At 69.1% G+C, this 26,929-nt stretch carries 26 protein-coding genes; 20 read left to right on the forward strand and 6 right to left on the reverse strand.

Annotated elements, in window-relative coordinates; translation table 11 throughout:
• Window positions 1-193 precede the first annotated feature (193 nt).
• From ODE13_RS04710 to ODE13_RS04735, 6 genes are all read left to right on the forward strand, one after another.
• Window positions 194-1,600 (forward strand): NAD(P)/FAD-dependent oxidoreductase, encoded by a 1,407-nt coding sequence (locus ODE13_RS04710; protein WP_322478197.1) that lies wholly within the window; start codon window positions 194-196, stop codon window positions 1,598-1,600.
• Between the two features lie 14 nt (window positions 1,601-1,614).
• Window positions 1,615-2,430 (forward strand): universal stress protein, encoded by an 816-nt coding sequence (locus ODE13_RS04715; RefSeq protein WP_322478198.1) that lies wholly within the window; start codon window positions 1,615-1,617, stop codon window positions 2,428-2,430.
• A gap of 14 nt (window positions 2,431-2,444) precedes the next feature.
• On the forward strand, window positions 2,445-3,983 hold the full coding sequence (locus tag ODE13_RS04720) for an APC family permease (RefSeq protein WP_322478199.1): 1,539 nt from the start codon (window positions 2,445-2,447) through the stop codon (window positions 3,981-3,983).
• A gap of 69 nt (window positions 3,984-4,052) precedes the next feature.
• Complete coding sequence (locus tag ODE13_RS04725; RefSeq protein WP_322478200.1) at window positions 4,053-5,135, forward strand: agmatine deiminase family protein; 1,083 nt, start codon at window positions 4,053-4,055, stop codon at window positions 5,133-5,135.
• Window positions 5,132-6,877 carry an amidase gene (locus ODE13_RS04730; RefSeq protein WP_322478201.1) on the forward strand — a complete coding sequence of 582 codons (1,746 nt, stop codon included), beginning with the start codon at window positions 5,132-5,134 and terminating at the stop codon, window positions 6,875-6,877. The genes ODE13_RS04725 and ODE13_RS04730 overlap by 4 nt, the downstream gene beginning before the upstream one ends.
• Window positions 6,878-6,925: 48 nt before the next feature.
• Window positions 6,926-7,267 carry a hypothetical protein gene (locus ODE13_RS04735; RefSeq protein ID WP_322478202.1) on the forward strand — a complete coding sequence of 114 codons (342 nt, stop codon included), beginning with the start codon at window positions 6,926-6,928 and terminating at the stop codon, window positions 7,265-7,267.
• Window positions 7,268-7,281: 14 nt separating this feature from the next.
• On the opposite strand, the gene ODE13_RS04740 is transcribed toward ODE13_RS04735, so the two are convergent.
• On the reverse strand, window positions 7,282-8,745 hold the full coding sequence (locus tag ODE13_RS04740) for an MFS transporter (RefSeq protein WP_322478203.1): 1,464 nt from the start codon (window positions 8,743-8,745) through the stop codon (window positions 7,282-7,284).
• A gap of 112 nt (window positions 8,746-8,857) precedes the next feature.
• Between ODE13_RS04740 and ODE13_RS04745 the strand changes: the two genes are divergently transcribed.
• The 9 genes from ODE13_RS04745 to ODE13_RS04785 all read left to right on the forward strand — a co-directional run bounded on the left by ODE13_RS04745 (window position 8,858) and on the right by ODE13_RS04785 (window position 16,386).
• Complete coding sequence (locus ODE13_RS04745) at window positions 8,858-9,136, forward strand: hypothetical protein (protein ID WP_322478204.1); 279 nt, start codon at window positions 8,858-8,860, stop codon at window positions 9,134-9,136.
• Window positions 9,137-9,179: 43 nt separating this feature from the next.
• Window positions 9,180-9,752 (forward strand): hypothetical protein, encoded by a 573-nt coding sequence (locus ODE13_RS04750; RefSeq protein ID WP_322478205.1) that lies wholly within the window; start codon window positions 9,180-9,182, stop codon window positions 9,750-9,752.
• Window positions 9,753-9,937: 185 nt separating this feature from the next.
• Window positions 9,938-10,702, forward strand: coding sequence for an exodeoxyribonuclease III (locus ODE13_RS04755; protein ID WP_416210570.1), 765 nt, complete (start codon window positions 9,938-9,940; stop codon window positions 10,700-10,702).
• 93 nt (window positions 10,703-10,795) lie between these two features.
• On the forward strand, window positions 10,796-11,077 hold the full coding sequence (locus ODE13_RS04760; protein ID WP_179540658.1) for an Lrp/AsnC family transcriptional regulator: 282 nt from the start codon (window positions 10,796-10,798) through the stop codon (window positions 11,075-11,077).
• Window positions 11,078-11,155: 78 nt separating this feature from the next.
• The gene (gene kynA / locus ODE13_RS04765) at window positions 11,156-12,022 is read left to right on the forward strand and encodes a tryptophan 2,3-dioxygenase (RefSeq protein WP_322478207.1); all 867 of its coding nucleotides are present in this window, start codon (window positions 11,156-11,158) and stop codon (window positions 12,020-12,022) included.
• A gap of 10 nt (window positions 12,023-12,032) precedes the next feature.
• On the forward strand, window positions 12,033-13,289 hold the full coding sequence (gene kynU / locus ODE13_RS04770; protein WP_322478208.1) for a kynureninase: 1,257 nt from the start codon (window positions 12,033-12,035) through the stop codon (window positions 13,287-13,289).
• Complete coding sequence (locus ODE13_RS04775) at window positions 13,289-14,086, forward strand: alpha/beta hydrolase (protein WP_322478209.1); 798 nt, start codon at window positions 13,289-13,291, stop codon at window positions 14,084-14,086. Before kynU ends, ODE13_RS04775 begins: the two co-directional genes overlap by 1 nt.
• A gap of 134 nt (window positions 14,087-14,220) precedes the next feature.
• A complete protein-coding gene (gene trpS / locus ODE13_RS04780) occupies window positions 14,221-15,264 on the forward strand; it encodes a tryptophan--tRNA ligase (protein ID WP_322478210.1) in 1,044 nt (347 codons plus the stop codon).
• A gap of 36 nt (window positions 15,265-15,300) precedes the next feature.
• Window positions 15,301-16,386: a YihY/virulence factor BrkB family protein gene (locus tag ODE13_RS04785; RefSeq protein ID WP_322478211.1), complete on the forward strand. Its 1,086-nt coding sequence runs from the start codon at window positions 15,301-15,303 to the stop codon at window positions 16,384-16,386.
• Window positions 16,387-16,471: 85 nt separating this feature from the next.
• On the opposite strand, the gene ODE13_RS04790 is transcribed toward ODE13_RS04785, so the two are convergent.
• The 5 genes from ODE13_RS04790 to sdhC all read right to left on the reverse strand — a co-directional run bounded on the left by ODE13_RS04790 (window position 16,472) and on the right by sdhC (window position 21,427).
• Window positions 16,472-17,275, reverse strand: coding sequence for a hypothetical protein (locus ODE13_RS04790; protein ID WP_322478212.1), 804 nt, complete (start codon window positions 17,273-17,275; stop codon window positions 16,472-16,474).
• Between the two features lie 573 nt (window positions 17,276-17,848).
• The gene (locus ODE13_RS04795) at window positions 17,849-18,640 is read right to left on the reverse strand and encodes a succinate dehydrogenase iron-sulfur subunit (RefSeq protein WP_322478213.1); all 792 of its coding nucleotides are present in this window, start codon (window positions 18,638-18,640) and stop codon (window positions 17,849-17,851) included.
• On the reverse strand, window positions 18,640-20,427 hold the full coding sequence (gene sdhA, locus ODE13_RS04800; RefSeq protein ID WP_179540650.1) for a succinate dehydrogenase flavoprotein subunit: 1,788 nt from the start codon (window positions 20,425-20,427) through the stop codon (window positions 18,640-18,642). Before sdhA ends, ODE13_RS04795 begins: the two co-directional genes overlap by 1 nt.
• 118 nt (window positions 20,428-20,545) lie before the next feature.
• Window positions 20,546-21,043 (reverse strand): succinate dehydrogenase hydrophobic membrane anchor subunit, encoded by a 498-nt coding sequence (locus ODE13_RS04805; RefSeq protein ID WP_179540649.1) that lies wholly within the window; start codon window positions 21,041-21,043, stop codon window positions 20,546-20,548.
• 3 nt (window positions 21,044-21,046) lie between these two features.
• The gene (gene sdhC, locus ODE13_RS04810) at window positions 21,047-21,427 is read right to left on the reverse strand and encodes a succinate dehydrogenase, cytochrome b556 subunit (protein ID WP_179540648.1); all 381 of its coding nucleotides are present in this window, start codon (window positions 21,425-21,427) and stop codon (window positions 21,047-21,049) included.
• A gap of 478 nt (window positions 21,428-21,905) precedes the next feature.
• Between sdhC and ODE13_RS04815 the strand changes: the two genes are divergently transcribed.
• From ODE13_RS04815 to ODE13_RS04835, 5 genes are read left to right on the forward strand one after another with little or no spacing between them, the layout of a single operon-like run.
• A complete protein-coding gene (locus tag ODE13_RS04815) occupies window positions 21,906-22,985 on the forward strand; it encodes a mannose-1-phosphate guanylyltransferase (protein ID WP_322478360.1) in 1,080 nt (359 codons plus the stop codon).
• Complete coding sequence (locus ODE13_RS04820; protein ID WP_322478214.1) at window positions 22,975-24,213, forward strand: amidohydrolase; 1,239 nt, start codon at window positions 22,975-22,977, stop codon at window positions 24,211-24,213. The genes ODE13_RS04815 and ODE13_RS04820 overlap by 11 nt, the downstream gene beginning before the upstream one ends.
• Before the next feature lie 9 nt (window positions 24,214-24,222).
• Window positions 24,223-24,735, forward strand: a complete 513-nt coding sequence (locus tag ODE13_RS04825) for a cytidine deaminase (protein ID WP_416210553.1) — start codon at window positions 24,223-24,225, stop codon at window positions 24,733-24,735.
• A gap of 54 nt (window positions 24,736-24,789) precedes the next feature.
• Entirely contained in the window at window positions 24,790-26,148 is a 1,359-nt protein-coding gene (locus tag ODE13_RS04830) for a thymidine phosphorylase (RefSeq protein ID WP_322478215.1), read from the forward strand.
• A gap of 37 nt (window positions 26,149-26,185) precedes the next feature.
• The gene (locus tag ODE13_RS04835; protein WP_179540644.1) at window positions 26,186-26,923 is read left to right on the forward strand and encodes a DedA family protein; all 738 of its coding nucleotides are present in this window, start codon (window positions 26,186-26,188) and stop codon (window positions 26,921-26,923) included.
• Window positions 26,924-26,929: the final 6 nt, after the last annotated feature.

Raw genomic sequence — 26,929 nt, forward strand, 5'->3', positions numbered from 1 at the left:
CGGAGTCGGTGCTGATCAGCCCGTGTCCTCGGCGATCCTCGCCGAGGGTGACAGGGCGATCCCAGTCTAGGGCCCGGCCTGAGCGGGATCCTCTCGGCGAATTGAGGAGCCGGTGATCCTCAGCAGGGGGTTGACAATCCCAGCTCCATGACTGTTAATGAATGTAGTTCATTTAGATGTGAAGGAGAGCACAGTGACAGGCATCCGTTCGGTAGGAAGCAACGAGGTCCTCGACCGTGACGTCGTCGTGGTGGGGGCCGGCCCGGCCGGCCTCAGCGCGGCCCGTCGTCTGCAGCAGGAGGGCCGCAGTGTGACCGTCCTCGAAGCCCGCGACCGCGTCGGCGGCCGCACCTGGTCCCAGGAGATCGACGGAGCGTTCCTCGAGATCGGTGGCCAGTGGGTCTCCCCGGACCAGAGCGAGCTGCTCGGGCTGCTCGAGGAGCTGGGTCTGCAGACCTTCCCCCGGCACCGCGACGGCGCCAACGTCTACCTGGCCCCGGACGGCACCCGGCACGAGTTCACCGGGGACATGTTCCCCGCCGGTGAGCACACCGTTGCCGAGATGACCCGGGTCATCGGCATCCTCGACCAGCTCGTCGACGAGATCGGCGCGCACGAGCCCTGGGCGCACCCGAAGGCCCGCGAGCTCGACACCGTCACCTTCGCCGAATGGCTGCGCGGACAGACCCAGGATGCGGCCGCCCGCGAGAACCTCGCCATCTTCCTGGCCGGAGGCATGCTCACCAAGCCGGATCACGCCTTCTCCACCCTTCAGGCGGTGCTCATGGCCGCCTCGGCCGGGTCCTTCAGCAACCTGGTCGACGAGGACTTCATCCTGGACCGCCGCGTGGTCGGGGGCATGCAGGGCGTCTCCCAGGCCATGGCCGATCAGCTCGAGCCAGGGACCGTCCACCTGGAGAGCCCGGTGCGCACCATCGCCTGGGACGAGCCGCACGGCGCCACCGTCTGGTCGGACCGGGTCACCGTCCGCGCCCGCCAGGTGATCGTCGCCGTTCCTCCGAACCTCTACTCCCGGATCAGCTTCGAGCCGGCCCTGCCTCGGCTGCAGCACCAGATGCACCAGCACCAGTCCATGGGCCTGGTCATCAAGGTCCACGCGGTCTATGACCGTCCGTTCTGGCGGGAGGCGGGACTCTCCGGCACCGGCTTCGGCGCCGCGGAGGTCTGCCAGGAGGTCTACGACAACACCAACCACGAGGACCCGCGCGGCACCCTGGTCGCCTTCGTCTCCGATGAGAAGGCCGACGAGATGTTCGCCCTCCCGGAGGAGCAGCGCCGCCGGCGAATCCTGCAGTCACTGGCCCACTACCTCGGTGATGAGGCACTGGAGCCGGTGGTCTACTACGAGTCCGACTTCGGCTCCGAAGAGTGGACCCGCGGGGCCTACGCGGCCAGCTTCGACCTCGGCGGCCTGAGCCGCTACGGCGCCCACCAGCGTGACGCCGTCGGCCCGCTCCACTGGGCCTGCTCAGATCTGGCGGCCGAAGGCTACCAGCACGTCGACGGTGCCCTGCGGCAGGGTCGCCGCGCGGCGCAGGACGTGCTCGCCGCGCTGCCGGCCCCGGCGATCCAGGCCTGAGAGAGGAGCACACGATGAGTTCGAAGACCCCAGAGGTGCAGACCGCCGGCGACGCCGCCGTCGTCTCCTCGGACCAGCCCTCGGCCCTGCGCCGGATCCTCGTCGGATTCGGCGGCGATGACCGCAGCCGCGACGCCCTGCGTCTGGGCATCCAGCTCGCCCAGGCCTCCGAGGCGGCGCTGCGCATCCAGCTGGTGGTCCGCCAGGACGCCTCCTTCACCCCGGCATACCCGCCGGTGGGCGACGTCGAGGACATCATTGCCGAGCAGGGTCGCGGCTGGCTGACCGAGGCCGAGGACATGATCCCGGCCGACGTGGAGCACAGCAGCAGGATCAGCCGCGCGGCCTCGGTGGCGGAGGGACTCATCGCGGCCGCCGAGGAGTTCGACGCCGACCTGCTCGTCACCGGTTCCGGAGTCGGCTCCCGGCGGCTCACCACCCACCCGGCGGTGAACGCCTTGCTGCACTCCTCCCCGGTGCCGCTCGCCCTCGCCCCGGTGGGGCACACCGGTGAGGACACGGTCAGCCATGTGTTCGCCGCGGTCTCCGCCGACCATGCCGTCCATCAGGTCACCGACGCCGCCGCCTCCTGGGCCGAGCAGCTCCACGTGCCCGTCAGCCAGGTGACCTTCCACGCAGGCGACGCCACGGCCGTCGACTGGCCGGCCGGGGGAGTGCTGCTGATCGGCTCCTCGAGGCTGGCTGGCCGCCGTCGGCTCTTCCTCGGAGACACTGCCGCGCGGATCCTCACGCAGCTGCCGATCCCGTTGATCGTCATGCCGCGCCACGACACCCCCCAACACCGGAACCTCGCGGACCCCGTCCGCTGAGCGAGGAGACAGCCATGACTCAGACTTCACGCAGCGCCCCCGCCGGCGGGCTCGACCCCTCGCAGGGAGGCGACCACAGGAAAGGGCTCAGTGCCGGTGCGATCGGCGTGCTGGGCGGCGTCGTCATCGGGGTCTCCACCATCGCCCCGGCCTACACGCTCTCCGGCGCGGTGGGACCCACCGCCTCCGCGGTCGGCGAGCACCTGCCTGCCGTGCTCATCGTCGGGTTCATCCCGATGCTGCTGGTCGCGCTGGGCTACCGGCAGCTGAACCGGGCCATGCCGGACTCGGGGACCACGTTCACCTGGGCCTCGCGGGCGTTCGGGCCCTGGATCGGCTGGATGGGCAGCTGGTGCCTGCTGGCCTCCACCATCCTGGTGCTCTCCAATCTGGCCGGGATCGCGGTGGACTTCTTCTATCTGGCGATCAGCCAGCTCACCGGCATGGACTGGATCGCCGACCTGACCCGCAATGTGCCGATCAACATCATCACCTGCCTGGCATTCATGGCGGTGGCCGCCTACATCTCCTATCGGGGGCTGGAGGCCACGAAGGCCTTCCAGTACGTGCTGGTCTCCTTCCAGGTGATCGTGCTCGTCTGGTTCTCGGTCGCCGCCTTCCGGCACGTGGCCACCGGCACAGCCTTCGACGCCACCCAGTTCTCCTGGGACTGGTTCAACCCCTTCGGCGTGGAGTCCTTCTCCGCCTTCGCCGCAGGGATCGCGCTCTCAGTGTTCATCTACTGGGGCTGGGACGTGGTGCTGACCATGAACGAGGAGTCCCGCGGGACGACCACCACACCGGGCAAGGCCGCCCTGCTGACCATCCTGGTCGTCGTCGGGCTCTACACGCTGGTGACCCTGGCGACGCTGTCCTTCGCCGGAGTCTCCGCTACGGAGCTCGGCCTGGGCAACCCGGACATCCAGGAGAACGTCTTCGCGGCCCTGGCCGGCCCGGTCATGGGCCCTCTGGCGATCCTGATCTCCCTGGCGGTGCTCTCCTCCTCCGCCTCCTCGCTGCAGTCCACGATGATCTCCCCGGCGCGGACCATGCTCGCCATGGGCCACTACGGAGCGCTGAGCCCGAAGTACGCCCGGATCAGCCCCAAGCACCAGACCCCGGCCTACGCGACGATCGTCTCGGTGATCATCGCCTCGGTGTTCTACGCGGTGATGCGCGTGGTCTCGGAGAACGTCCTCTGGGACACCATCACCACCCTGGGCATGATGGTCTGCTTCTACTACGGGGTCACCGCCCTGGCCTGCGTCTGGTACTTCCGAGCCCAGGCCACCGATTCGCTGGGCTCCTTCATCAACAAGCTGCTGGCCCCGCTGCTGGGCGGGATCCTGCTGCTGATCTTCTTCTTCCAGACCGCCTGGGACTCGATGGACCCGGCCTACGGCTCCGGCTCGCAGATCGGCGGAGTGGGGCTGGTCTTCATCCTCGGGGTGCTGATCTTCGTCCTCGGCGTCGCCGCGATGCTCGTGCAGCACCGACGCAGCCCGGAGTTCTTCCGCCGCCGATTCGAGACCACCGAGCACCCCACCGACTGACAGCCGCCTGGCTGGGTGGCGACGCTTCGTCGACGCACGGCCGGCTGAGCAGAGACCTCAAGGAGAGACATGGACACCCGTACCTTCATGCCCCCCGAGTGGGCGCCGCATGAGCGCACCTGGATGGCCTTCCCGCCGGAGAACGAGACCTTCGGCCCCGCCGGATCCCTGTCTCTGGCGCGTGCCCGGGCAGCCTGGTCACGGGTCGCGCGGACCATCGCCGCCGTGGAGCCGGTCACCGTGGTGGCCGACCCCGCTGACTACGACGCCGCCCGGGAGGCCCTGGGCGAGGTCGCCGAGATCGTCACCATCGGTCTCGACGACGCCTGGATGCGAGACATCGGACTGACGTTCGTCCAGACCGCCGAGGGAACCGTCGCCGGGGTCGACTGGGTCTTCAACGGTTGGGGAGACCAGCCATGGGCGCCGCACGAGCGCGATGCGAAGGTCGGCGTCGAGATGGCCGGGCTCGCCGGCGTCGAACGCATCGGCAGCCCGCTGGTCAACGAGGGCGGGGCATTCCATGTCGACGGCCGGGGAACCGTGCTGCTCACCGAGACGGTCCAGACCGATCCCGGCCGGAACCCGGGCCTGGACCGTGCCGCGATCGAGGCCGAGCTCCACGCTCGGTTGGGCACCCGGCATGCGGTGTGGTTCCCCCGCGGACTGACCCGCGACTATGAGGAGTTCGGCACCCGCGGACACGTGGACATGTTCGCCTGCTTCACCCCCTCGGGCAGCGTGCTGCTGCACCGGCAGGACGACCCTTCCCACCCGGACCACGAGGTCACCCGGCAGATGCGGCAGGTGCTGGAGGAGGCCGTCGACGCGGAGGGACGGCCCTTCGAGATCATCGACGTGCCGGCCCCGCGCACCGTCCGCGACGAGGACGGTGAGTTCGTCGACTGGACCTACATCAACCACTATGTGGCCCAGGGGCTCGTGGTGCTCTGCGCCTACGACGACGCCCACGACGAGCAGGCGGCCGCCATCCTCGCCCAGGCCTACCCCGACCGCCGCATCGAGCTGGTCGACGCCCGTGACATCCTCTGCTTCGGCGGAGGGATCCACTGCATCACCCAGCAGCAGCCCCGTCCCCGAGGCGACGAGGGCGGGCAGGCCCCACGTATCACGGAAGAGGATCAGCGATGACGGCAGGATTCGACGTCGTGGAAGCGACGATCCCGCAGATGCGGGCCGCACTCGAGCGGGGTGAGACCACCAGCGAGGAGCTCGTGCAGGCCTCGCTCGCGAGGATCGAGGCCTACGACCAGCAGGGGCCGCGGCTCAACGCCGTGCCCGTGCGCAACGAGCAGGCGCTCGCCGAAGCCCGGGAGTCTGACGCGCGGCGTGCCCGAGGCGAGTCCCGGGGGCCGCTGGAGGGCATCCCGTACACCGCCAAGGAGAGCTACCAGGCCGCCGGACTGACGGTGGCGGCGGGCTCTCCGGCCTTCGCAGATCTGGTGGCCCAGAAGGACTCCTTCACCGTGGAGCGGCTGCGTGCGGCCGGAGCGGTGCTGATCGGGCTGACCACGATGCCCCCGATGGCCAACGGCGGCATGCAGCGCGGTCTGCGCGGACGGGCCGAGAGCCCATACAACGGTGACTATCTCACCTCGGCCTTCGGCTCCGGCTCCTCCAACGGCTCCGGCACGGCGACGGCAGCGAGCTTCGGCGCGTTCGGCCTGGCGGAGGAGACCTGGTCCTCGGGCCGGGCCCCGGCCTCGAACAACGCCCTGTGCGCCTACACCCCCTCCTGGGGGATGATCTCCATCCGCGGAAACTGGCCGCTGGTGCCCACCATGGACGTAGTGGTGCCGCACACCCGCAGCATGGAAGACATGCTCGAGGTCCTCGACGCCGTCGTGGTCGACGACGCCCAGACCCGCGGCGACTTCTGGCGGGTGCAGCCCTGGGTGGAGATCCCGAAGGCCTCCCAGCTCCGGCCGGAGAGCTTCCCCGCGCTGCGACCCGCCGCCGCCGCGGCCGCCGCCGAGGTCCTCGACGGCGTGCGGATCGGCGCCCCGGCCCTGTACCTGGGCCTGGACGGCTCCGCGGGAACCGCCGAGCCGGGCCCGAACGGGGTGACCGGTATCGGCGGTTCCACCGGTCGGCCCATCTCGCCGCGGCCCAGTGTGCTGCGGCTGTGGGAGCAGGCACGCCAGGACCTGGAGCGTCATGGCAGCCAGGTGAGCATCACTGACCTGCCGGTAGTCACCAACTATGAGGGTGACCGGCCTGGGGCTCCGACCATCCGCACCCGCGGGCTGGTGGGGGAGGACTATCTGGATCGCGAGATCTTCGACCTCTCCGCCTGGGGCTGGGACGACTTCCTGCAGGCGAACGGTGATCCCGCGCTGGACAGGCTGGCCGCCGTCGACGGGGAGCAGATCTTCCCGCATCCCGAGGGCGCCCTGCCCGACCGGTACCACGGCTTCGACGACGACATCGCCGCCTCCCCGCAGTTCATGCGGGACAACCCGGATCTGCGTCTGGAAGACATCCCGCATCTCGCCGAAGGACTGCACGGGCTGATCCGCACCCGGGAGGTCGACTTCGAGCAGTGGATGGACCGGCTCGGGCTCGATGTCATCGCCTTCCCTGCGGTGGCCGACGTGGGGCCCGCCGACGCCGACGTCGATCCGGAGTCGGCGGAGCTGGCCTGGCGCAACGGCGTCTGGGTGGCGAACGGGAACCTCGTCTGGCGGCACCTGGGCATTCCCACGGTGACGGTGCCGATGGGCACCATGGATGACACCGGGATGCCGGTCGGGCTGACCTTCGCCGGACGGGCGTACGACGATGTGAGGCTGCTGCAGATCGCCGCCGCCTTCGAGGCCACCGGTCGGCGTCGCACGGAGCCGCCCAGGACGCCGCGGCTGTCTGCTTCGTAGGATGGGTGGTGAGGCGCAGTTCCTCAGCCCCTGTCACGAAGGAGAGAGATGACCGAGCTTCCCGAGACCCCCGTCGGTGCTGAAGAGACCCAGCGCACGACGTGGATGCGTCGCTACGCCGTGGACCCCGAGCGGGCCCAGGAGTTCGTCGCGTTCCTGCGCGACGAGGTCTTCCCTGCCCGTGAAGAGCGCGGATTCACGGTCGAATCCGTGTGGCTCTCCGCGGACAGCAGGCAGCTGACCTGGTTCGTCAGCCGCTTCGGCACGTCTGAGGAGTTCGCGAAGGCCGAGCAGGCGTGGGAGGAGTCCGAGGAGCGCGCTCGGATCTTCTCCGGCCGGCCGAAGTACGTGCTGGACAAGGATCTGCAGCAGGTCACCCGGCTGCGCTGAGCCTCATGACGTCATCATGACGTCATCGCCGCCCGTCGGGCACGACGGGCGGCGAACACGGCGCCCACCACCGAGGTCAGCATGCATGCGGCGATGGTCAGCGAGCCCACCAGCATCGCGGTGTGATGGTCGGCCAGGGCCGCGATGGTGAAGTACGCGCCGGTCACCCCGGCGATGCCCACGGCGGTGAACAGCCGTTGGGAGGTCTGCGCGACGCCGCCGGCCGCACCGGCCATCCGGTGAGGGACGTCCTGCATGGACAGCGTCTGCGCGCTGGGGATGATCAGCGCCTGGGAGATTCCGTTGAGCGCCAGCGCGACCCCGATCAGCCACAGCCCGCCCGTCCCGGTGCCGATCAGCGCCGTGGCGCCGGCCAGCCCGAGCATCGAGATCACCGAGAGGATCGTGCCGAGCAGCAGCATCACCGGTCCGCTGCTCTCCACCCGGCGCCCCACCTGGGCGGAGAGCAGCATGACCATCACCGCCGAGGGCAGCGTGACCAGGCCCGCCATCAGTGCTCCGTGGCCCAGCCCCTGCTGCACATAGACGGCCACGATCGCCCACACCGCCGGCATCCCCAGGAAGTACAGGGAGAGCACCAGGGTATTCAGCGTGTAGCTCGGCCATGTGAACAGGGAGAGATCCACCATGGGAGCCTCCGCTGAGCGGCGGCCGAGGCGTCTCTCCCACAGCACCCAGAGTCCCATCAGGGCCGCCCCGGCGAGGCCGATCGCGGCCCCGACCGCTGAGCGGAACTGGATGAACGGCAGCATGATCAGCACCACCGCCCCGGAGAGCAGCACCACCCCCAACGGGTCCAGGGCGCCCAAGCCGCGGCGCGCGGCGGCCGGGCCGACGTCCTCGGTGGGCCGGGGAAGCCACAGCGCGGCCAGCACGAAGGCCAGCAGCGTCAGCGGCACGTTGATCAGGAAGGTCAGCCGCCAGCCGACGTCCTCGCCGGCGACGTCGATGATCAGCCCGCCGATCGCAGGGCCCGCCGCGACCGCCACACCGATGACCGTGCTCATCAGCCCGTAGGCGCGCCCGCGAGCGGCCCCGCTGAACAGCCTCTGGATCATGCCGATGATCTGCGGGGTCAGCAGGCCCGCGCCGATGCCCATCAGCACGCGGGCGAGGTTCAGCACCATCGGGGTGGGGGCCAGGGCGCAGAGCAGCGAGGCGGCACCGAAGAACGCCACCCCGACGAGGAAGAACCGCCGCCGTCCCCACAGGTCGCCGGCGCGGCCCGCCGGCACCAGGGCGACGCCGAAGGCCAGCGCATAGCCGGAGAGCACCCATTGCAGATCGGAGGAGCCGGCGCCCAGTCCGGTTTCGATGGCCGGCAGCGCCACATTGACGATGCTGATGCTCATCAGCGCGGCGAACAGCGGGGTCAGCAGCGCGATCATCACCCGGCGGGCCGGGGGCGCGGGGGAGTCGGCGGCGCCGTCGTCGTCATGCGGGGTGGGGCTGGTCACATCGGGGCCAACCGATGTGACCCGCGAAATCTTCCCCCGCCGCCTCCCCGCGCCCTACACTCACGCGCACAGCGGTATAGGGGCACAATGGTGATGAACAGGGGTGAGGGCCATGCTGACGGCCACGCTGATCCTGAAGGTTCCAGGCGGCATGCTGGTCAAGGAGGAGCAGCATCACGACAACGACGTCGAGGGGTACACCGGCCAGCACCTGATCCGCGGCGAGGAGGGGTTCACGTTCACCGTGGAGCACTACACCTACTCCCAGCATCGTGAGCACGCCGAGATCGAGCTCTCCGAACCGGTCGATGACGAAGGGCTCCATCGTGACCCGAGGCACGCGTTGCCGCGTTTCGGGTGGAGCCACCATCTGGTGCGACCGCCACACTGACGCGATTCGCCGTCCTGGCCCGATCTCGGAGATAATCGGGACCATGAGTTCGCAGCCTCCCCTTGAATCCGGTGCCACCGGGCGACGCGCCGACGACGCCCTCCGCAGCTTCGGGCGCCGCTCATCCGGCATCACCTTCGCCGTGATGATCACGGTGCTGCTGGTGGCGCTGATCTTCGCCGCCAACCAGAATGACGTCATCGGCTGGATCATCGTCGCCATCTCCGCCGGGTGGCTGATCCTGGCCGGCATCCTGGTGATGTCGGTGCGCCGCGGCGCACAGAAGGTCGGCCAGACCCTGGACTCCGCCCGGGCGGACGCCGCCGCACGCCACACCGGTGCCGGCGGCACCGCGATCGTGGACGAGGACGCGCACTCCCGCAACATGAAGCTGGACCACTCGTTCAAGATCGTGCAGGTCCAGCGCCGGGTGATCGTCCAGGAGCTGGCCAAGGGCGAGGAGGCCGACCTGGAGATGGTCGAGCGTGCCCTGGAGACCATCGAGATGACCGCCGCCAACGGTCGGGACATGCTCGCCGACCATGTCGGCCGCGGCGGGGAGGATCGCCGCCGCACGGACGACGACCGGCCGATCAGCGGCGAGGTCGTCGACTAGCAGCCGCGTGCTCGCCCCCGGGCGCCGGCCGGGCGCCTCACAGACCGACGAGAGGACCATCCGTGGCAGACGAGACCAACCCCTTCGGCGAATTCCCGCACCGCGTCGTCGACCCCAAGGCCGACGGCGTCACCCGTGTGGCCTCGGTGAACGTCAACGGCATCCGGGCCGCCCACCGCAAGGGTATGGGGGAGTGGCTGGCAGAGCGCGACGTCGACGTCCTCGCCCTGCAGGAGGTCCGCGCCGATGAGGCGATCCTCACCAAGCTCATCACGGAGATGACCGCATCCACCGGCGTGGACTGGCACATCCACGAGCAGGAGGCCGCCGCGAAGGGCCGGGCCGGGGTCGCGATCGTCTCCCGCAGCGCGCCCACCGAGGTCCGCGCGGGAATCGGCGAGGCCCACCCCGAGGACCAGGGTCGCTGGGTGGAGGCCGACTTCACCCTCGGGGACGGGAGCATCCTGACGGTGGCCAGCGTCTACGTCCACTCCGGGGAGGTCGGCTCGATCAAGCAGGACCACAAGATGCGGTTCCTGGAGTACATGCGCCACCACCTACCGGAGCTGGCCCGAACCCGGGACCACGTGCTCGTCGTCGGTGACCTCAACGTCGGCCACACCGAGCTGGACATCAAGAACTGGAAGGGCAACGTGAAGAACTCCGGCTTCCTTCCGGAGGAGCGTGCCTTCTTCGACGGCTACTTCGGCGAGGAGGGCGGTTACGTCGACGTCGCCCGCAGCCTGGCCGGGCCGGTGGAGGGCCCCTACACCTGGTGGTCCTACCGCGGGAAGGCCTTCGACAACGACACCGGCTGGCGCATCGACTATCAGATGGCCACACCGGCCCTGGCAGCCCTGGCGCACAACGCCACGGTGGACCGGGCGCTGGACTACTCGTTGCGCTGGTCCGATCACGCCCCCCTCGTGGTGGACTATCGCCTCCCGTAGGCTGTCCGGCATACCACAGACCGGGGCCGGCTCGAGGATGAGTCGGGAAGGCACGCCCGGAGGACCAGCACAGAGACGGACGAGGAGCAGGCGATGGTGACAGCCTTCGTGATGATCAAGACCGACCCGCAGGGCATCCCTGAGGCCGGCCACCAGATCGCCGACATCGACGGCGTCCAGGCGGTCTACTCGGTGACCGGCCCCTGGGACCTGATCGCCATGGTCCAGGGGCCCAGTTTCGACGAGCTCGCCGAGCTGATCCCGGACCGCATCTCGAAGGTGGCGGGGATCCGGGACACCGAGACGCTGCTGGCTTTCCGCACCTACTCGGACCAGGACCTCGAAGCGGGGTTCGCCCTCGGGCTGGACGAGTGAGGCGACGCCGACCGCAGGGTCCGTGACGGCGAGGCGAGGGCCGCCGTCGCCGGTGGAGGAGCGCAGCAGAGAGGTGTCATGACAGAGTCGTCGACGGCGCGGCAGAACGAGCGCGCGCTGGAAGAGGGGATCCACACGGATCTGCGGGAGAAGATGACCTACGGGTCCTATCTGCAGCTGGACAGGCTGCTCTCCGCGCAGGAGCCGGTCAGCGACCCTGAGCACCATGACGAGCTGCTGTTCATCATCCAGCATCAGACCACCGAGCTGTGGCTCAAGCTCGTGGTCCACGAGCTCCTCGCCGCTCGGGACCTCATCGTCGCTGATCAGCTGCAGCCCGCCCTGAAGCGCATCGCCCGGGTCAAGCACATCCAGCGCACCCTCACCGAGCAATGGTCCGTGCTGGCCACGCTGACCCCCAGCGAGTACGCCGAGTTCCGCGATTCCCTGGGCAGCTCCTCGGGATTCCAGTCCTGGCAGTACCGGGCGGTGGAGTTCCTGCTGGGCAACAAGAACTCCCGCATGCTGACAGTCTTCGAGACCGAGCCGGAGTCCCACCGGCAGCTGGCGGAGCTGCTCGAGCAGCCCAGCATCTATGACGAGTTCATCCGCCACCTGGCTCGGCAGGGGCACCCGGTCCCGCAGGAGCTGCTGGAGCGGGACGTGCGCCGGGCCCACACCTCACATGAGGGACTGGTCGAGGTGTTCCGGGCCATCTATGAGAACCCGGAGGAGCACTGGCTGGTCTACGAGAGCTGCGAGGAGCTGGTGGACCTGGAGGAGAACTTCCAGCTCTGGCGGTACCGGCACATGCGCACGGTGCTGCGGATCATCGGGACCAAGCAGGGCACCGGAGGCTCCAGCGGGGTCGGATTCCTGCAGAAAGCCCTGGACCTGACCTTCTTCCCCGAGCTCTTCACAGTCCGTACCGAGATCGGACGCTGAGGAGATGACGATGCCCCCTCGCACCAGCTTCTCGGACACCAGCGCCTTCACGGAGCGTGCCGCCGACCTGGACGCCCGGGACCCGCTCGCCCCGCTCCGGGAGGAGTTCCTGCTCCCCGAGGAGGTGCGCTCCTACCTGGACGGCAACTCCCTAGGCCGGCCGACCCGCGCCGCCGCCGCGCGGCTGGGCAGCTTCGCCGTCGACGAGTGGGGTGCCCGGTTGATCCGCGGGTGGGACGAGTCCTGGTTCGAGCTGCCGCTGCGTCTCGGCGACCGCATCGCCGCGCTGACTCTCGGGGCCGCACCGGGCCAGACCTTCGTAGGTGACTCCACGACCGTCATCCTCTATAAGCTGATCCGGGCCGCACTCACCGCCCAGCCCGATCGTGACGAGATCATCCTCGACGCCGGGAACTTCCCCACCGACCGCTACGTCCTGGAGGGCATCGCCCGGGATCACGGCATGACCCTGCGCTGGATCGAGCCGGCCCCGGTCGACGGCGTCGGACTCGACGACGTCGAGGCGCTGCTGGGGGAGCGCACAGCCCTGGTGGTGCTCAGCCATGTGGAGTATCGCTCCGGACACCTGGCGGACCTGCCGGGGATCACCGCTGCGGCGCACCGGCACGGCGCGCTGGTGCTCTGGGACCTGTGCCACTCGGTGGGCTCCGTGGAGATCGCCCTGGACACCTGCGGGGTGGACCTGGCGGTGGGATGCACCTATAAGTACCTGAACGCCGGCCCCGGTGCCCCGGCCTTCGGGTACGTGGCCCACCGGCATCAGGGCGGCCTGCAGCAGCCTGTGCAGGGGTGGATGGGTGCGGCCGACCCGTTCGCGATGGCGCCTGCCTACCAACCTCACCCGGGGATCCGCCGCTTCATCAGCGGGACCCCGCCGGTGACGGGCATGATCGCCATGGAATCGATGCTGGATCTCATCGAGAAGGCCAGCATGCCGGCGATCCGGCAGAAGTCCGTGGCTCTGACCGGCTTCGCCACCGAGCTCGTGGACGTGCTGCTCCTGCCCGAGGGTGTCCGGTACTCCTCGCCGCGGGACCCGGCGCACCGAGGCTCACACATCACAGTGGACCATGAAGACTTCGGCTCGGTGCTGCCGCAGCTCTGGAAGCAGGGAGTGATCCCCGACTTCCGGCCTCCGCACGGTCTGCGCCTGGGCCTGTCGCCGTTGTCGACGAGCTTCACCGAGGTGCTGCTCGGAGTGGAAACCATCCGGCGGGTCCTCCTCGACGTCCGAGACGCACGCTGATGACGCACCCGCCCCACGCACTTTCGGCCGCCGAGCGTGAGCAGGAGCAGCTGGAGGCCCTGCTGGCACGCCCGGTCGGGCCAGGGGAACGCGTCGCCTACGGAGACCACCCGGAGCAGCATCTGGAGCTCTTCGGCCCGGCCGAGACCGCTCAGCGCGCCGTCGTCCTGATCCATGGGGGCTACTTCCGGGATCGGACGAACCTTGTCCACGCGCGTCCGCTGGCCGCTGCGCTCGCCGAGGCGGGCGCCGCCGTGGCGCTGGTGGAGTACCGACGTGCCGGAAGCGGCGGCGGACACCCCCGCACCCTGCAGGACGTCATGGCCGCCGTCGCGCACTGCGTGGACCACTGGCCGGGCTGGGGCCTGTCCCCGGGCCTGGAGGAGGCTCCCGTGATCGCTGGTCACTCCGCCGGAGGATGCCTGGCCCTGGCCTGGGCCAGCCACCGAGGGGCCGGGCTGCCACAGGCGCGCGTCCGAGGGCTGGCGCCGATCACCGACCTGGTCCGCGAGGCGAGGCTGGGGCTCGCCGAGGGAGCAGTGCGGGACTACATGGGCGCCGACCCGGCCGACTCCCCGGAGGCCTACCGGTGGGAGGACCCGCGCTCGCGGGTCGGGCTGCTGCCGGCCGGTCTTGACGTGCAGATCCTCCACGGGACCGCCGACGTCACGGTCGACGTCGGCTTCTCCCGAGACGTCCCGCTGCCGCTGACCGAATTGGAGGGCGCCGGGCACGTCGACCTCATCGATCCCCAGTCCGAGTGGTTCCCCCGGGTGCGGCATGCGCTGCTGGACTGAGAGGGGACCCGCGGGGACCGATCGGGGCCGTTCCGGGCTCCTGACCGGGGAGTCCGGCGTCGCGCTGGTAACCTGACGGGGCACGGAGAAGAGACGACGTCGGAGCCGATCCGGCGCGAGCGATGAGGGAGAACATGGCCGAGCACAGTGCGCAGCTGGTGGGCATCTCAGATGAGCACCGGGTGCTCTCCGGCATGCAGCCCTCCGGGGATTCCCTGCACCTGGGGAACTACGTGGGCGCGCTGCTGAACTGGGTGACGATGCAGGAGAAGTACGATGCGTTCTTCTTCATCCCGGACCTGCACGGCATCACCGTGCCCCATGAGCCGGCCGAGCTGCGGGACCGCACGCGCAACACCGCCGCCCAGTTCCTGGCCGGGGGCATCGACGTGGAGCGTTCCACTCTGTTCGTGCAGTCCCATGTGCCGGAGCATGTCCAGCTGTCCTGGATCCTGACCTGCATCACCGGGATGGGTGAGGCCTCTCGGATGACCCAGTTCAAGGACAAGTCCGCCAAGCAGGGGGCAGACTCCGCCGGGGTGGGCCTGCTGACCTACCCGATGCTGATGGCCGCCGATATCCTGCTCTACCAGCCCGACGGAGTGCCGGTGGGCGACGACCAGAAGCAGCATGTGGAGCTCGCGCGCAACCTCGCCCAGCGGTTCAACCACCGCTTCGGGGAGACCTTCCGTGTCCCGGAGCCGTTCATCCCCGAGGTCGGGGCGCGGATCTATGACCTGCAGGACCCGACCACCAAGATGAGCAAGTCGGCGTCCTCGCCGAACGGTCTGCTGAACATCCTGGATACGGACAAGAAGCTCGCCAAGAAGATCAAGTCCGCCGTCACCGACGCCGGGACGGAGATCCGTTTCGACCGGGAGACCAAGCCCGGCATCTCCAACCTGCTGAGCATCTACTCGGCAGTCTCCGGGAGGAGCATCGACGAGCTGGTCGAGGAGTATCAGGGAAAGATGTACGGGCATCTGAAGGTGGACCTGGCTGACGCCGTGGTGGCGAGGTTCGGACCGATCCGTGACCGCGCCCTGGAGCTGCTGGAGGATCCGGCTGAGCTGGACGCCCTGCTGGCCCGGGGCGCAGAGAAGGCCCGCGCGATCGCCTCTCCGCTTCTCGACGACGTCTACGCGAAGGTCGGTTTCCTGCCCTCGACCCGGGCCTGATACGCCCCTGATGGTGAGCCCGGAGGTGAGACGCGAGTGAACCAGCACCCCTCACGGCTGCGCCCGCGGAGCTCCGGCCACAATGCGCTGGTGCAGTCGGCCCGAGCCCGCATCGAGAGGATCGACGAGAGCACGGAGGTCCGTGCGCGCCCGGACCCCATCGACTCCGCGGTGCTGAAGCAGGAGGAGCTGCGCGCCCGGATGGCGCTCGGCCGGGCCCGCCGTGAGCGCCAGGGTCCGGTGAAAGTGGGGATGGCCATGCTCGAGTGGGCGCTGGCCCGCTGGGCGCGGTTCCGGCTGATCCGCGCGATCAATCTGTTCTTCTTCCACTACGGCACCGTCATGGCCGCCGGTGCGGCGTACATGATGTTCTTCTCCGTGGCCGCCATGCTGGTGGCCGGGTTCTCCGTGGCGGGACTGATCATCGGCGGGGACGAGGAGATGCAGGCCTTCATCGTGGAGGCCGTGGAGACGGCTGTGCCCGGCGTCATCGACACCGGCGACGGCGGGCTGGCCAGTCCCGAGCGGCTCTTCGACACCGCCGGATTCAACGCGGCACTGGTGGTCTCGGTGATCGTGACAATCGTCGCGTCCTTGAGCTGGATCCACGGTCTGCGCTCCGGGATCCGCAGCATCTTCGACCGCCCGCTGATGGCCGAGTACATCTGGGTGGTGAAGTCCCGGGACTTCCTCATCATGCTGGTCCTGGGAGTGGTGCTGGCCACCACCACGGCGGCCAACCTGCTCACGACGGTGTTCCTGGACGCCACGTTGGGGTTCCTGGGCTGGGAGGTCATGGACGGGCCGCTGACGCGGCTGACCACGCTCGGGGTCTCATTCGTCCTGGACGTGCTGGTGGCGATCCTGCTGATGCGTGTGGCCTCGCGGATCGTGATCCCCGTCTCGGCTCTGTGGCAGGCGGCGATCATCGCCGGCATCGGCTCCTCGCTGCTGCGGCAGCTCTCCACGCAGCTGATCTCGAATGCGACCGCGAACGAGCTGCTCCTGCCCTTCGCCACCGTCCTGGGGCTCTTCTTCTACTTCTACCTGTTCAGCCTGGTGTACCTGCTCGCGGCCGCGTGGGGCGCCGTCGTCGCCGCCGACCGCGCAGACAAGGGCTGACCCGCCCGCCCGCTCACAGATCGTCTCTTCTTTGCGGATCGTCCCGATATTCAGGGACGATCCGCAAAGGAGAGACGATCCGGGGTCAGCGGCGTCGGGGAACGCCGGCGCGAGTGAGTCTCCGTGCCAGCTCGTCAGGCTGTTGGAGCTGCTCCCAGCCCCAGCGCACGACGACGCGCCCGGTCCGCCTGATCGCATCCTCACGAAGCTTCTCGGCGTACACGGCATCGGCCGCTTCCTCACCGGAGAGGCCTGAGTCTGCTCCGTACTTCAACCGACCGTCGAACTCTCCGGCGACGCCGGCTTCTCGCCACTCGAAGTCCAACCGGGCCCGCCCGGCGTCGGAAGAGACGGTGGTCTGCAGCTCCGGGGCGACGAATCCGAGCTCATGGATCCGCCACCGGGAGAGTGACTCTCCGGGAGATTCGGCACGCGGATCGGCGAAATCCAGCCGCTGGGCCAGGAGGCTTCGACGGCGAATCGTAGGGACGTGGCCCAACCAGGTGAGCAGCTGGGCCCGGGCGTCCCTCTCCGCGAGTCCGTCAGTCATGAGTCGGGCCACCACGGCATCCAATACGACGACGGCGTCGGGAGCCGGCAGACGCGTCACCGTGTCCACGGTGGCCAGCGGCAGCGGCTCAACCAGGTAGCCGTCTTCTGGACCAGAGCACAGCGGCGAGGCTGTGCTGGGCAGGTGAGCTCGAGGGAGCAGAGTCTCGGCAGCGGAGGCGGGATTCTGTGCCGAGTGCTCCCGCAGGTCGTCTCTCACCCGCTCGGGTGGGATCACCGGCTCATGCCGTTGGGTCGGGATGCCGCGGAGCCGTGCCACGGCCGCAGGGGGCAGCCCCAGGGTCCTGACGAGCCGATCCGGCGCTGTTCTGCCTGTCATCGGTGTCTGGCGTGTGAGGCGGACGGAGCTCCTTCGGAGCGTCCGCACGTGGACTCGCTGAGGCGGCGTGAGAAGGGGGATGCCCTGGAGAAGAAGTGCGCTGGTGCGGCAGAAGACGGTGCGAGGATCAGCCAGAGCGGTCGCAACCACCGCCAGCGCCGAACGATCCCAAGGGTGTGCTTCCATCCAGTCTCGAGCGGCGACGTAGACTCCGCGCCGGAGCCGAAGCATCTGGCCTGCGTCCACCTGCCTGCTCAACCGGACACCGGTGTGGCCACCATCAGGATCCGGACCGGCGACGTGAAGACTGATGCGCGGGTGGTGACGTGTGAGCATGACCAGCACTCTGCCCCATATCGCCTGCTCCCTGCAGAGGTTCTCCACAGGCCCATTCTCCGCCGCCGCAGATCGTCTCTTCGTTACAGATCGTCCCTGAATCCGGAGACGATCTGCAACGAAGAGACGATCTCCGCAAGGGAAGGGCGCCGGCCGCACTGTCCGCAGACGCACAGAGGCCCGCCGCATGATGCGGCGGGCCCTGTGCGTACTTTTCAGCGTGTGCGCGTCAGCAGGTCACATCGCCCGGGTCAGGATGGCGGTCTTGACCTCCTGGATGGCCTTGGTGACCTCGATGCCGCGCGGACAGGCGTCCGAACAGTTGAAGGTGGTGCGGCAGCGCCACACTCCCTCCTTGTCGTTGAGGACCTCCAGGCGCATGTCGCCGGCGTCGTCGCGGGAGTCGAAGATGAAGCGGTGCGCATTCACGATCGCCGCGGGGCCGAAGTACTGGCCGTCGGTCCAGAACACGGGGCAGGAGGAGGTGCAGGCCGCGCAGAGGATGCACTTGGTGGTGTCGTCGAAGCGCGCACGGTCCTCGGGGGACTGCAGCCGCTCCGCCGTCGGGGCAGGGGAGTTGTTGACCAGGAAGGGCATGATCTCGCGGTAGGACTGGAAGAAGGGCTCCATGTCCACCACGAGGTCCTTCTCCACCGGAAGGCCCTTGATCGGCTCCACCAGGATCGGCTTGGAGGTGTCGAGGTCCTTCAGCAGAGACTTGCAGGCCAGTCGGTTGCGGCCGTTGATCCGCATGGCGTCGGAGCCGCAGATGCCGTGGGCGCAGGACCGGCGGAAGGTCAGCGAGCCGTCGTGCTCCCACTTGACCTTGTGCAGGGCGTCGAGTACGCGGTCGGTGCCATACATGGTCAGCGTCCACTCGTCCCAGCGGGCCTCGTCGGAGAACTCCGGGTCGTAGCGGCGCACCTTCAGGGTGATCTCGAAGCTGGGGATCTCCCCGCCTCCGCCGGTGCTCTCCGCGAGGTCGACCTTCGAGGCAGGCTCGGCGATGTCTTGGGTGGGGGTGCTCATCAGTACTTACGCTCCATCGGCTCGTAGCGGGTGAAGACGACCGGCTTGGTGTCGAAGCGGATGCCCTGGGTGCCCTCGGTCTCGGCCTCGGGATCCTGGTACAGCATCGAGTGCAGCATGAAGTTCGCGTCGTCGCGGTCCGGGAAGTCCTCGCGGTAGTGGCCGCCGCGGGATTCCTGCCGGTGCAGCGCGGCCACTGTCATGACTTCGGCCATGTCCAGGAGGAATCCGAGCTCCACGGCCTCGAGCAGGTCGAGGTTGAAGCGGCGGCCCTTGTCCTGGATCTGCACCTGCTTGTAGCGCTCGCGCAGGTTCGCGATGACTCCGAGCGCCTCCTTGATGGTCTCCTCGGAGCGGAACACCTGCATGTTGGCGTCCATGGTCTCCTGTAGCTCCGCGCGGATCGCGGCCACTCGTTCGCCGCCGTTGCCGTTGCGCACCGTGGCCAGCAGCTCTTCGGTGCGGGCGGTCGGGTTCTCCGGCAGCTCCACGAAGTCCGCACCCGAGGCGTACTCGGCGGCCGCGATTCCGGCCCGCTTGCCGAAGACGTTGATGTCCAGCAGGGAGTTGGTGCCGAGTCGGTTCGAGCCGTGCACGGAGACGCAGGCGACCTCACCGGCGGCGTAGAGGCCGGGGACGGTGGTGGTGTTGTCCTGGAGGACCTCCGAGGTCACCGTGGTCGGCACCCCACCCATCGCATAGTGGCAGGTCGGGAACACCGGCACCGGCTCGGTGTAGGGCTCCACGCCCAGGTAGGTGCGGGCGAACTCGGTGATGTCCGGGAGCTTCGCATCGATGTGCTCCGGCTCCAGGTGCGTCAGGTCCAGCAGGACGTAGTCCTTGTTCGGGCCGCAGCCGCGACCCTCGCGCACCTCGTTGGCCATGGACCGGGCCACGATGTCTCGCGGGGCGAGGTCCTTGATGGTGGGGGCGTAGCGCTCCATGAAACGCTCACCCTCGGAGTTGCGGAGGATGCCGCCCTCGCCGCGGGCGGCCTCGGAGAGCAGGATGCCCAGCCCGGCCAGGCCGGTGGGGTGGAACTGCACGAACTCCATGTCCTCCAGCGGGATGCCGGCACGGTAGGCGATGGCCATGCCGTCGCCGGTCAGCGTGTGGGCATTGGAGGTGGTCTTGAAGATCTTGCCCAGGCCGCCGGTCGCGAAGACCACGGACTTGGCCTGGAAGATATGGATCTCACCATTGGCGAGGTCATAGGAGACGACGCCGGCCACGCGCTTCTGCATGTAGCGAGTGCCGTCCTCACGGGTGGCTTCCTCCTCCACGGTGAGGAGGTCGAGCACGTAGTACTCGTTGTGGAACTCCACATTGTGCTTGACGCAGTTCTGGTAGAGCGTCTGCAGGATCATGTGGCCGGTGCGGTCCGCGGCATAGCAGGCGCGACGCACTGCGGCCTTGCCGTGATCGCGGGTGTGGCCGCCGAAGCGGCGCTGGTCGATCTTGCCCTCCGGGGTGCGGTTGAAGGGCAGGCCCATCTTCTCCAGGTCGAGGACCGCGTCGATGGCCTCCTTGGCCATGACCTCGGCAGCATCCTGGTCGACCAGGTAGTCACCGCCCTTGACCGTGTCGAAGGTGTGCCACTCCCAGTTGTCCTCCTCGACGTTCGCCAGCGCGGCGCACATGCCGCCCTGGGCGGCGCCGGTGTGGGAGCGGGTGGGGTAGAGCTTGGTCAGCACCGCGGTGTGGGCGCGCTGGCCCGATTCGATGGCGGCACGCATGCCCGCGCCGCCCGCACCGACGATCACGACGTCGTACTTGTGAACCTGCATCAGCTTGGGTGTCTCTCTTCGGTCGAAGTGGTGGAAGCGTCTCCGGCGGGCCCGCGCTCCCCGCCGTCGTCCCGGGCGGCGATGCCCGGGGGTCACGACGGGGAGGGGCGCACGTCGGTCAGCTCGGGCAGACGGCCCGCGGCAGCGGCTCGCCGGTGGTGCTGTCCAGCAGGCAGGGCTCGAAGGTGAAGATCACCAGGGTGCCCAGGATGATGATCACGGCGCTGCCGATGTAGAGGATCGACTTCAGCCACAGGCGCGTCGAGTCCTTCTCGGCGTAGTCGTTGATGATGGTGCGCATGCCGTTGGTGCCGTGCAGCATCGCCAGCCACAGCATCGTCAGGTCCCAGAACTGCCAGACCGGGTTGGCCCACTTGCCGGCGACGAAGCCGAAGTCGACCTGGTGGATGCCGTCGCCCACCATGAGGTTCACCCAGAGGTGCACGAAGATCAGCACCACCAGGGCGATGCCGGAGAGGCGCATGAAGACCCAGGCGGCCATCTCGAAACTCCCCGAGGAGGTCTTGTTCCGCAGGTACTTGGGGTCCACGCGTCCCGAGCGCGGAGCCTCGATGCCCTGCGCGGGAAGGACTGCTTCAGAGTTCGTGGTGGTCATCGATCAGTTCCACCCTTCCAGGAAGAGCATCAGGTGACGGACGCTGAAGGCGACCATGGTCACGAGCCAGAGGGCGAGCACGCCCCAGAGCATCTGCTTGTGGTAGCGGGTGCCCTTCTTCCAGAAGTCCACCAGGATGATCCGCAGGCCGTTGAAGGCGTGGAAAACGATCGCGCCGACGAGGCCGATCTCTCCGACGATCATGATGGGGTTCTTATAGGCACCGATGACGGCATCGTAGGCCTCCGGGGAGACGCGCACGAGTGAGGTGTCGAGCACGTGGACCAGGAGGAAGAAGAAGATGCCGACGCCGGTGATCCTGTGGCCGACCCAGGACCACATGCCTTCTCGGCCCCTGTAGAGGGTGCCTTTGGTTTGCGTCACGTGTGTAAACCTCCCTGCATCGTCGCATGGCGTTCCGCCCGCCCTTCCTTGGGTGCGCATCTGATCGCAGTTGGCGGAGCGGATATCTGTGACGCCGGTGCGAGTGCGATCTACGTACCAGGGTAAGCCACCGTCACCTGTGACACGGGCCGTGGCGCATTCCTGGACGCTATGTTGCGCGGATCATCGTAGACCTTCCACCGCGAGGCCGCGGAATCATGACCTGATCCATGCCAGGTTCAACGGGAGGCGGAAAGCCACTTTCCTCGACGCCCTCGGTCGGTGCGCAGGACCCGATCAGGTCTTCTGCGGCTGACGCGTCTACCCTGGTGACGTGACTTTCGCACATGACGCATACCTGGCCGGGGCCGCGGGCCCCCGGCATGCCGGGGATTCCGACGCCGCCACGCACGGCGCTGACGTCGACGCCGCGGCCGGCTCCTCCGCCGAGCCCCCCAGCTTCGAACGCTTCTACACCGTGATCCCCGCCGGCGGCGTGGGCACGCGCCTGTGGCCGCTCTCGCGCGCCAACGCGCCGAAGTTCCTGCATGACCTCACCGGTTCGGGCACCACGCTGATCCGCGGCACCTACGAGCGGCTGGCCCCGCTGACCGGGGAGCGCGTCGTCGTCGTCACCGGGGAGCAGCATCGCGACGCCGTGCGCGCCCAGCTGCCCGAGGTCGACGACGCCGACCTGGTGCTGGAGCCATCGCCGAAGGACTCCGCGGCGGCGATCGGCCTGGCCGCGGCCATCCTGCACCGGCGCAGCCCGGACATCATCATGGGGTCCTTCGCCGCGGACCAGGTCATCGCTCCGGTGGACGTCTTCCAGGCGGCGGTGCGGGAGGCGGTCGCCACCGCGGTCAGCGGCAAGATCGTCACCATCGGCATCACGCCGACCCACCCGTCGACGGCCTTCGGCTACATCCGCCGGGGCGAACGGCTGGAGGTCCCTCACGCGCCCAGCGCCCGGCAGGTCGCCGAGTTCGTAGAGAAGCCCGGAGAGGAGCGCGCCCGGCAGTATGTGGCCGACGGGGACTACCTCTGGAACGCCGGGATGTTCGTCGCCCCGGTGGGACTGCTGCTGCAGCACCTGCAGGCCGCCGAGCCGCAGCTGCACGCCGGCCTGGTGGAGATCGCCGAAGCCTGGGGCACGCAGCGCCAGGACGAGGTCATGCAGCGGGTCTGGCCGGGCCTGCCGAAGACTGCCATCGACTATGCCGTGGCGGAGCCTGCCGCCGACGCCGGCGATGTGGCGGTCATCCCCGGGGACTTCACCTGGGACGACGTCGGCGACTTCGCGGCGATCGCGCGGCTGAACCCGGCCCACGAGCAGGACGAGATGACCGTGCTGGGGGAGAAGGCACGGGTCTACTCCGACCAGTCCAGCGGGGTCGTCGTCTCGGACACCCAACGAGTGGTGGCGCTCATCGGAGTGGAGGGCATCGTGGTGGTCGACACCGAGGATGCGCTGCTGGTCACCACGACAGATCACGCTCAGTCCGTCAAACAAGCCGTGGAGGCGCTGCGCGAGAAGGGAGACTCCGATGTCCTCTAGCCAGGTGCCCTCCGGGGCGACGCGCCGTGGCGCGGCCGACGTCGTCGAGGACCTCGAGCAGCGGCTGATCGCTATGCGCCGCGAGATCCACAGCCGCCCGGAGCTGTCCTGGCAGGAGGTGGAGACCACGACCCGGCTCGCCGCCTGGCTGCGCGAGGCGGGTCTGGAGCCGCAGATGCTGCCGGAGACCACCGGGCTGTTCGTCGACGTCGGCGCCGGGCCGCTGGTGGCCGGCTTCCGGGGAGACATCGACGCGCTGCCGGTCACCGAGCTCACCGACCTGGAATACTCCTCACGGAATCCTGGGGTCGCCCACGCCTGCGGCCATGACATCCACACCACGGTGATGCTCGGTCTGGCGCTGAGCTTGCAGCGGCTGCACACCGAGAACCCGGGCGGGCTCGGCGGCTCCGTGCGGGTGATCTTCCAGCCCGCCGAGGAGACCATGCCCGGCGGCGCCCTAGAGGTCATCCGCCGCGGCGTGCTGGAGCCGGTGCCTCGGGTCTTCGCGCTGCACTCGGACCCGCGCATCGACGTCGGCACCATCGGCACCCGGATCGGCGCGATCACCTCGGCGGCGGACGTCGTGCGCATCGAGGTGACCGGACGCGGCGGGCACACCTCGCGGCCGCACCTGACCGAGGACGTCGTCTCGGCGCTCGCCCACATCGCCAGCACTGCCCCCAGCGTGCTTTCCCGCCGGGTGGACGTCCGTTCGGCGGTCTCCCTGGTGTGGGGGCAGATCCAGGCCGGCAGCGCGCACAACGCCATCCCCTCCACGGGCACTCTGGTCGGCACCATGCGGGTGCTGGACGCGGAGGCCTGGCGCGGGGCCGGCGAGCTGCTGGAGGAGATCATCACCCAGTGCGCGGCGCCCTTCGGAGTCGACGTCGCCCTGGAGCACATCCGCGGAGTGCCTCCGGTGAACAACGCCGAGGCTGAGACCATGCTGCTGGAGGAGTGCGGACGGGCCATGCTCGGCGCCGATGCGGTGGAGCTGGCCCCGCAGTCTATGGGCGGTGAGGACTTCGCCTGGATGACGCAGGAACGGCCCGGGGCCATGTTCCGCCTCGGCACCCGCACCCCCGGCGGGGAGGACTTCGACCTGCACCGCGGCGACTATGCCCCTGACGAGCGCGCGCTGGCGGCCGGCACCAAGGTCATGGTGGCCGCCGCGCTGCGTGCCCTGCAGGACCACCGCCACGACGGCGTCCCCGACCACCCGTAGGATGACCCCATGAGCGTTGAACACCCCAGCGGCTCGGGCTCCGTCCCAGGACCCTCAGGTCCTGTCGGCGGTCCCCCTGCGGAGCCGGACGACTTCGACTTCACCGGCAGCCTGCGGCTCGCCCCCGGCGGCGGGGCGGTGGACTGGGACGTCCTGCACACCCAGGCCCGGATCGCCATGACCAAGGCCTATGTGCCGTACTCGAAGTACCCTGTCGGGGCGGCGGCGCTGCTGGAGACCGGCAGCATCGTCTCCGGCTGCAATGTGGAGAACGCCTCCTACGGGCTGACCCTCTGTGCGGAGTGCACGATGGTCGGTCAGCTGCAGATGACCGGTGGTGGGCGCATCGTGGCGTTCACGTGTGTCAACGGTGACGGTGAGCCCATCACGCCGTGCGGCCGGTGCCGTCAGCTGCTGCATGAGTTCTCGGCCGAGACCATGTACATCCGCACCGCCGAGGGTGTCACCACCCTGCAGGACCTGCTGCCGCAGGCCTTCGGCCCTCGGGACCTCGAGGCCTGAACGCCGCGGAGCCGACCTTCCGTTCCCTGCACCGTCGATCCGAGAGGACGCCCCATGAGCGCTGAGCAGACCCCTGCCGAGAAGAACTCCTTCGACCCCCAGGCCTTCGACGTCGTCGACCTGATCCGCACCAAGCGCGACGGCGGCCGGCTCTCCCAGTCGGAGATCGACTGGGTGATCGCCGTCTACACCGCGGGACGGGTGGCCGACGAGCAGATGTCCGCCATGGCCATGGCGATCCTGCTGCGCGGGATGCGGCGTGACGAGATCTCCCACTGGACTCGGGCGATGATCGCGTCCGGGGAACGCATGGACTTCTCTTCGCTGAAGACCGCCGAAGGTGCGCGGCGCCGCACGGCGGACAAGCACTCCACCGGCGGGGTCGGGGACAAGATCACCCTGCCGCTGGCTCCGCTGGTGGCCTGCTTCGGGGTGCCGGTCCCGCAGCTCTCCGGGCGCGGGCTGGGCCACACCGGCGGCACCCTGGACAAGCTCGAGTCCATCCCCGGCTGGCGGGCCGCGTTGAGCAACGAGGAGATGCTGACCCAGCTCGATGAGGTGGGCGCGGTGATCTGCGCCGCCGGTGCGGGCCTGGCCCCGGCGGACAAGAAGCTCTACGCGCTGCGCGACGTCACCGGCACCGTGGAGGCGATCCCGCTGATCGCCAGTTCGATCATGTCCAAGAAGATCGCAGAGGGCACCGACGCGCTCGTGCTGGACGTGAAGGTGGGCTCCGGGGCGTTCATGAAGTCCCGGGATGACGCCGAGGAGCTGGCCCGCACGATGGTCGCCCTGGGCACGGACGCCGGAGTGGCCACCACGGCGCTGATCACGGCCATGGAGACTCCGCTGGGACTGACCGCCGGCAACGCCATCGAGGTCCAGGAGTCGGTGGAGGTGCTCGCCGGAGGCGGGCCGGCCGACGTCGTCGAGCTGACCGTGGCGCTGGCCCAGGAGATGCTGACCGCAGCGGGGATGCCCGACGCCGATCCGGCGCAGGCCCTGCAGGACGGCCGGGCCATGGACACCTGGCGGCGGATGATCGCCGCCCAGGGCGGAGACCCGGAGGCCACACTGCCGACGGCGGCGCACCAGCACACGGTCACCGCGGGGGTCTCCGGGACGGTGACCCGCCTGGACGCCATGGCGGTCGGGATCGCTGCCTGGCGCCTGGGCGCGGGCCGAGCGCGCAAGGAGGACGCGGTCCAGGCCGGCGCCGGCGTGCGGATGCACATCAAACCGGGAGACGACGTCACGGCGGGGCAGCCTCTGTTCACCCTGCTCACCGATGAGGAGTCCAGGATGGCCCGCGCCGAGGAGGCCCTGGACGGTGCCGTGGACGTCGATGCCGACGGCGGCCCGGTGGAGGTCGGGGACCTGGTGCTGGACCGCATCAGCGCCGAGGACCTGTAAGCAGCACGCGGCCGCGGCACAGCTGAGAGGGACGTCGATGACGCGTTTCCAGGAGTGGAGCGAGTTCTTCAATGCGCTGGTCATCGAGGTGGCCTCAGGCTGGTGGACCCTCATAGGTCTGGCCGGCTTCGTCTTCGTCAACGGCGTGTTCCCGCCGCTGCCCTCGGACTCGCTGATCATCACCCTGGGCTCGGTCCAAGACCAGCCGGGGACGCCCTGGTGGCTGTGGGTGATCCTGGTGGCGGCAGGGGCTGCGCTGCTGGGTGATTTCGCGGCCTACAACCTGGGTCGGGTGATCGGCACCGACAGGTTCCGTCTGCTGCGCCGCCCGGCCATGCAACGGACCTTGACCTGGTCCCGCCACGAGCTGGACAAGCGCGGGGTCCTGCTGATCTTCGTGGGCCGGTTCATCCCCGGGGCGAGGGTGGCGATCAACTTCGTGGCCGGATCCACCCGGTATTCGCTCCGGCGGTTCCTGCTCATCGATGCGGCCGCCTCGCTGATGTGGGCGGCCTGGCTGATCCTGCTGGGAGCGGTGGGCACCGAGCTGCTGGGCAACCAGCTGCTGGCCATGCTGGTGGGCATCGGCGCTGCGGTGCTGCTGGGGCTGCTCTGCGACAGACTCTTCCGGCTGCTCTCCGTCTGGCTGGACCGCAAGGGCGTGCACATCGACCCCGAGGGCTACCAGGACACCGGGGTGATCGAGGTGGAGGCGCCCATCAGGCTGCGTCGGCACCATCGTCATGCAGAGGAGGAGGACGTCGGCGAGACGTGACCGGTG

It is taken from the genome of Nesterenkonia sp. HG001, from assembly GCF_034438835.1.
GTDB lineage: Bacteria > Actinomycetota > Actinomycetes > Actinomycetales > Micrococcaceae > Nesterenkonia > Nesterenkonia xinjiangensis.

Excerpts from the sequence above, each read along its gene's own strand:
- ODE13_RS04715 (WP_322478198.1), top strand. The coding sequence starts at position 1,615 with ATGAGTTCGAAGACCCCAGAGGTGCAGACCGCCGGCGACGCCGCCGTC.
- ODE13_RS04745 (WP_322478204.1), top strand. The coding sequence starts at position 8,858 with ATGCTGACGGCCACGCTGATCCTGAAGGTTCCAGGCGGCATGCTGGTC.
- ODE13_RS04730 (WP_322478201.1), top strand. The coding sequence starts at position 5,132 with ATGACGGCAGGATTCGACGTCGTGGAAGCGACGATCCCGCAGATGCGG.
- ODE13_RS04720 (WP_322478199.1), top strand. The coding sequence starts at position 2,445 with ATGACTCAGACTTCACGCAGCGCCCCCGCCGGCGGGCTCGACCCCTCG.
- kynA (WP_322478207.1), top strand. The coding sequence starts at position 11,156 with ATGACAGAGTCGTCGACGGCGCGGCAGAACGAGCGCGCGCTGGAAGAG.
- trpS (WP_322478210.1), top strand. The coding sequence starts at position 14,221 with ATGGCCGAGCACAGTGCGCAGCTGGTGGGCATCTCAGATGAGCACCGG.
- ODE13_RS04755 (WP_416210570.1), top strand. The coding sequence starts at position 9,938 with ATGGGGGAGTGGCTGGCAGAGCGCGACGTCGACGTCCTCGCCCTGCAG.
- ODE13_RS04805 (WP_179540649.1), bottom strand. The coding sequence starts at position 21,043 with ATGACCACCACGAACTCTGAAGCAGTCCTTCCCGCGCAGGGCATCGAG.
- ODE13_RS04820 (WP_322478214.1), top strand. The coding sequence starts at position 22,975 with ATGTCCTCTAGCCAGGTGCCCTCCGGGGCGACGCGCCGTGGCGCGGCC.
- ODE13_RS04760 (WP_179540658.1), top strand. The coding sequence starts at position 10,796 with ATGGTGACAGCCTTCGTGATGATCAAGACCGACCCGCAGGGCATCCCT.
- ODE13_RS04775 (WP_322478209.1), top strand. The coding sequence starts at position 13,289 with ATGACGCACCCGCCCCACGCACTTTCGGCCGCCGAGCGTGAGCAGGAG.
- kynU (WP_322478208.1), top strand. The coding sequence starts at position 12,033 with ATGCCCCCTCGCACCAGCTTCTCGGACACCAGCGCCTTCACGGAGCGT.
- ODE13_RS04825 (WP_416210553.1), top strand. The coding sequence starts at position 24,223 with ATGAGCGTTGAACACCCCAGCGGCTCGGGCTCCGTCCCAGGACCCTCA.
- ODE13_RS04725 (WP_322478200.1), top strand. The coding sequence starts at position 4,053 with ATGGACACCCGTACCTTCATGCCCCCCGAGTGGGCGCCGCATGAGCGC.
- ODE13_RS04795 (WP_322478213.1), bottom strand. The coding sequence starts at position 18,640 with ATGAGCACCCCCACCCAAGACATCGCCGAGCCTGCCTCGAAGGTCGAC.
- sdhA (WP_179540650.1), bottom strand. The coding sequence starts at position 20,427 with ATGCAGGTTCACAAGTACGACGTCGTGATCGTCGGTGCGGGCGGCGCG.
- ODE13_RS04830 (WP_322478215.1), top strand. The coding sequence starts at position 24,790 with ATGAGCGCTGAGCAGACCCCTGCCGAGAAGAACTCCTTCGACCCCCAG.
- ODE13_RS04735 (WP_322478202.1), top strand. The coding sequence starts at position 6,926 with ATGACCGAGCTTCCCGAGACCCCCGTCGGTGCTGAAGAGACCCAGCGC.
- ODE13_RS04750 (WP_322478205.1), top strand. The coding sequence starts at position 9,180 with ATGAGTTCGCAGCCTCCCCTTGAATCCGGTGCCACCGGGCGACGCGCC.
- ODE13_RS04790 (WP_322478212.1), bottom strand. The coding sequence starts at position 17,275 with ATGACAGGCAGAACAGCGCCGGATCGGCTCGTCAGGACCCTGGGGCTG.
- ODE13_RS04835 (WP_179540644.1), top strand. The coding sequence starts at position 26,186 with ATGACGCGTTTCCAGGAGTGGAGCGAGTTCTTCAATGCGCTGGTCATC.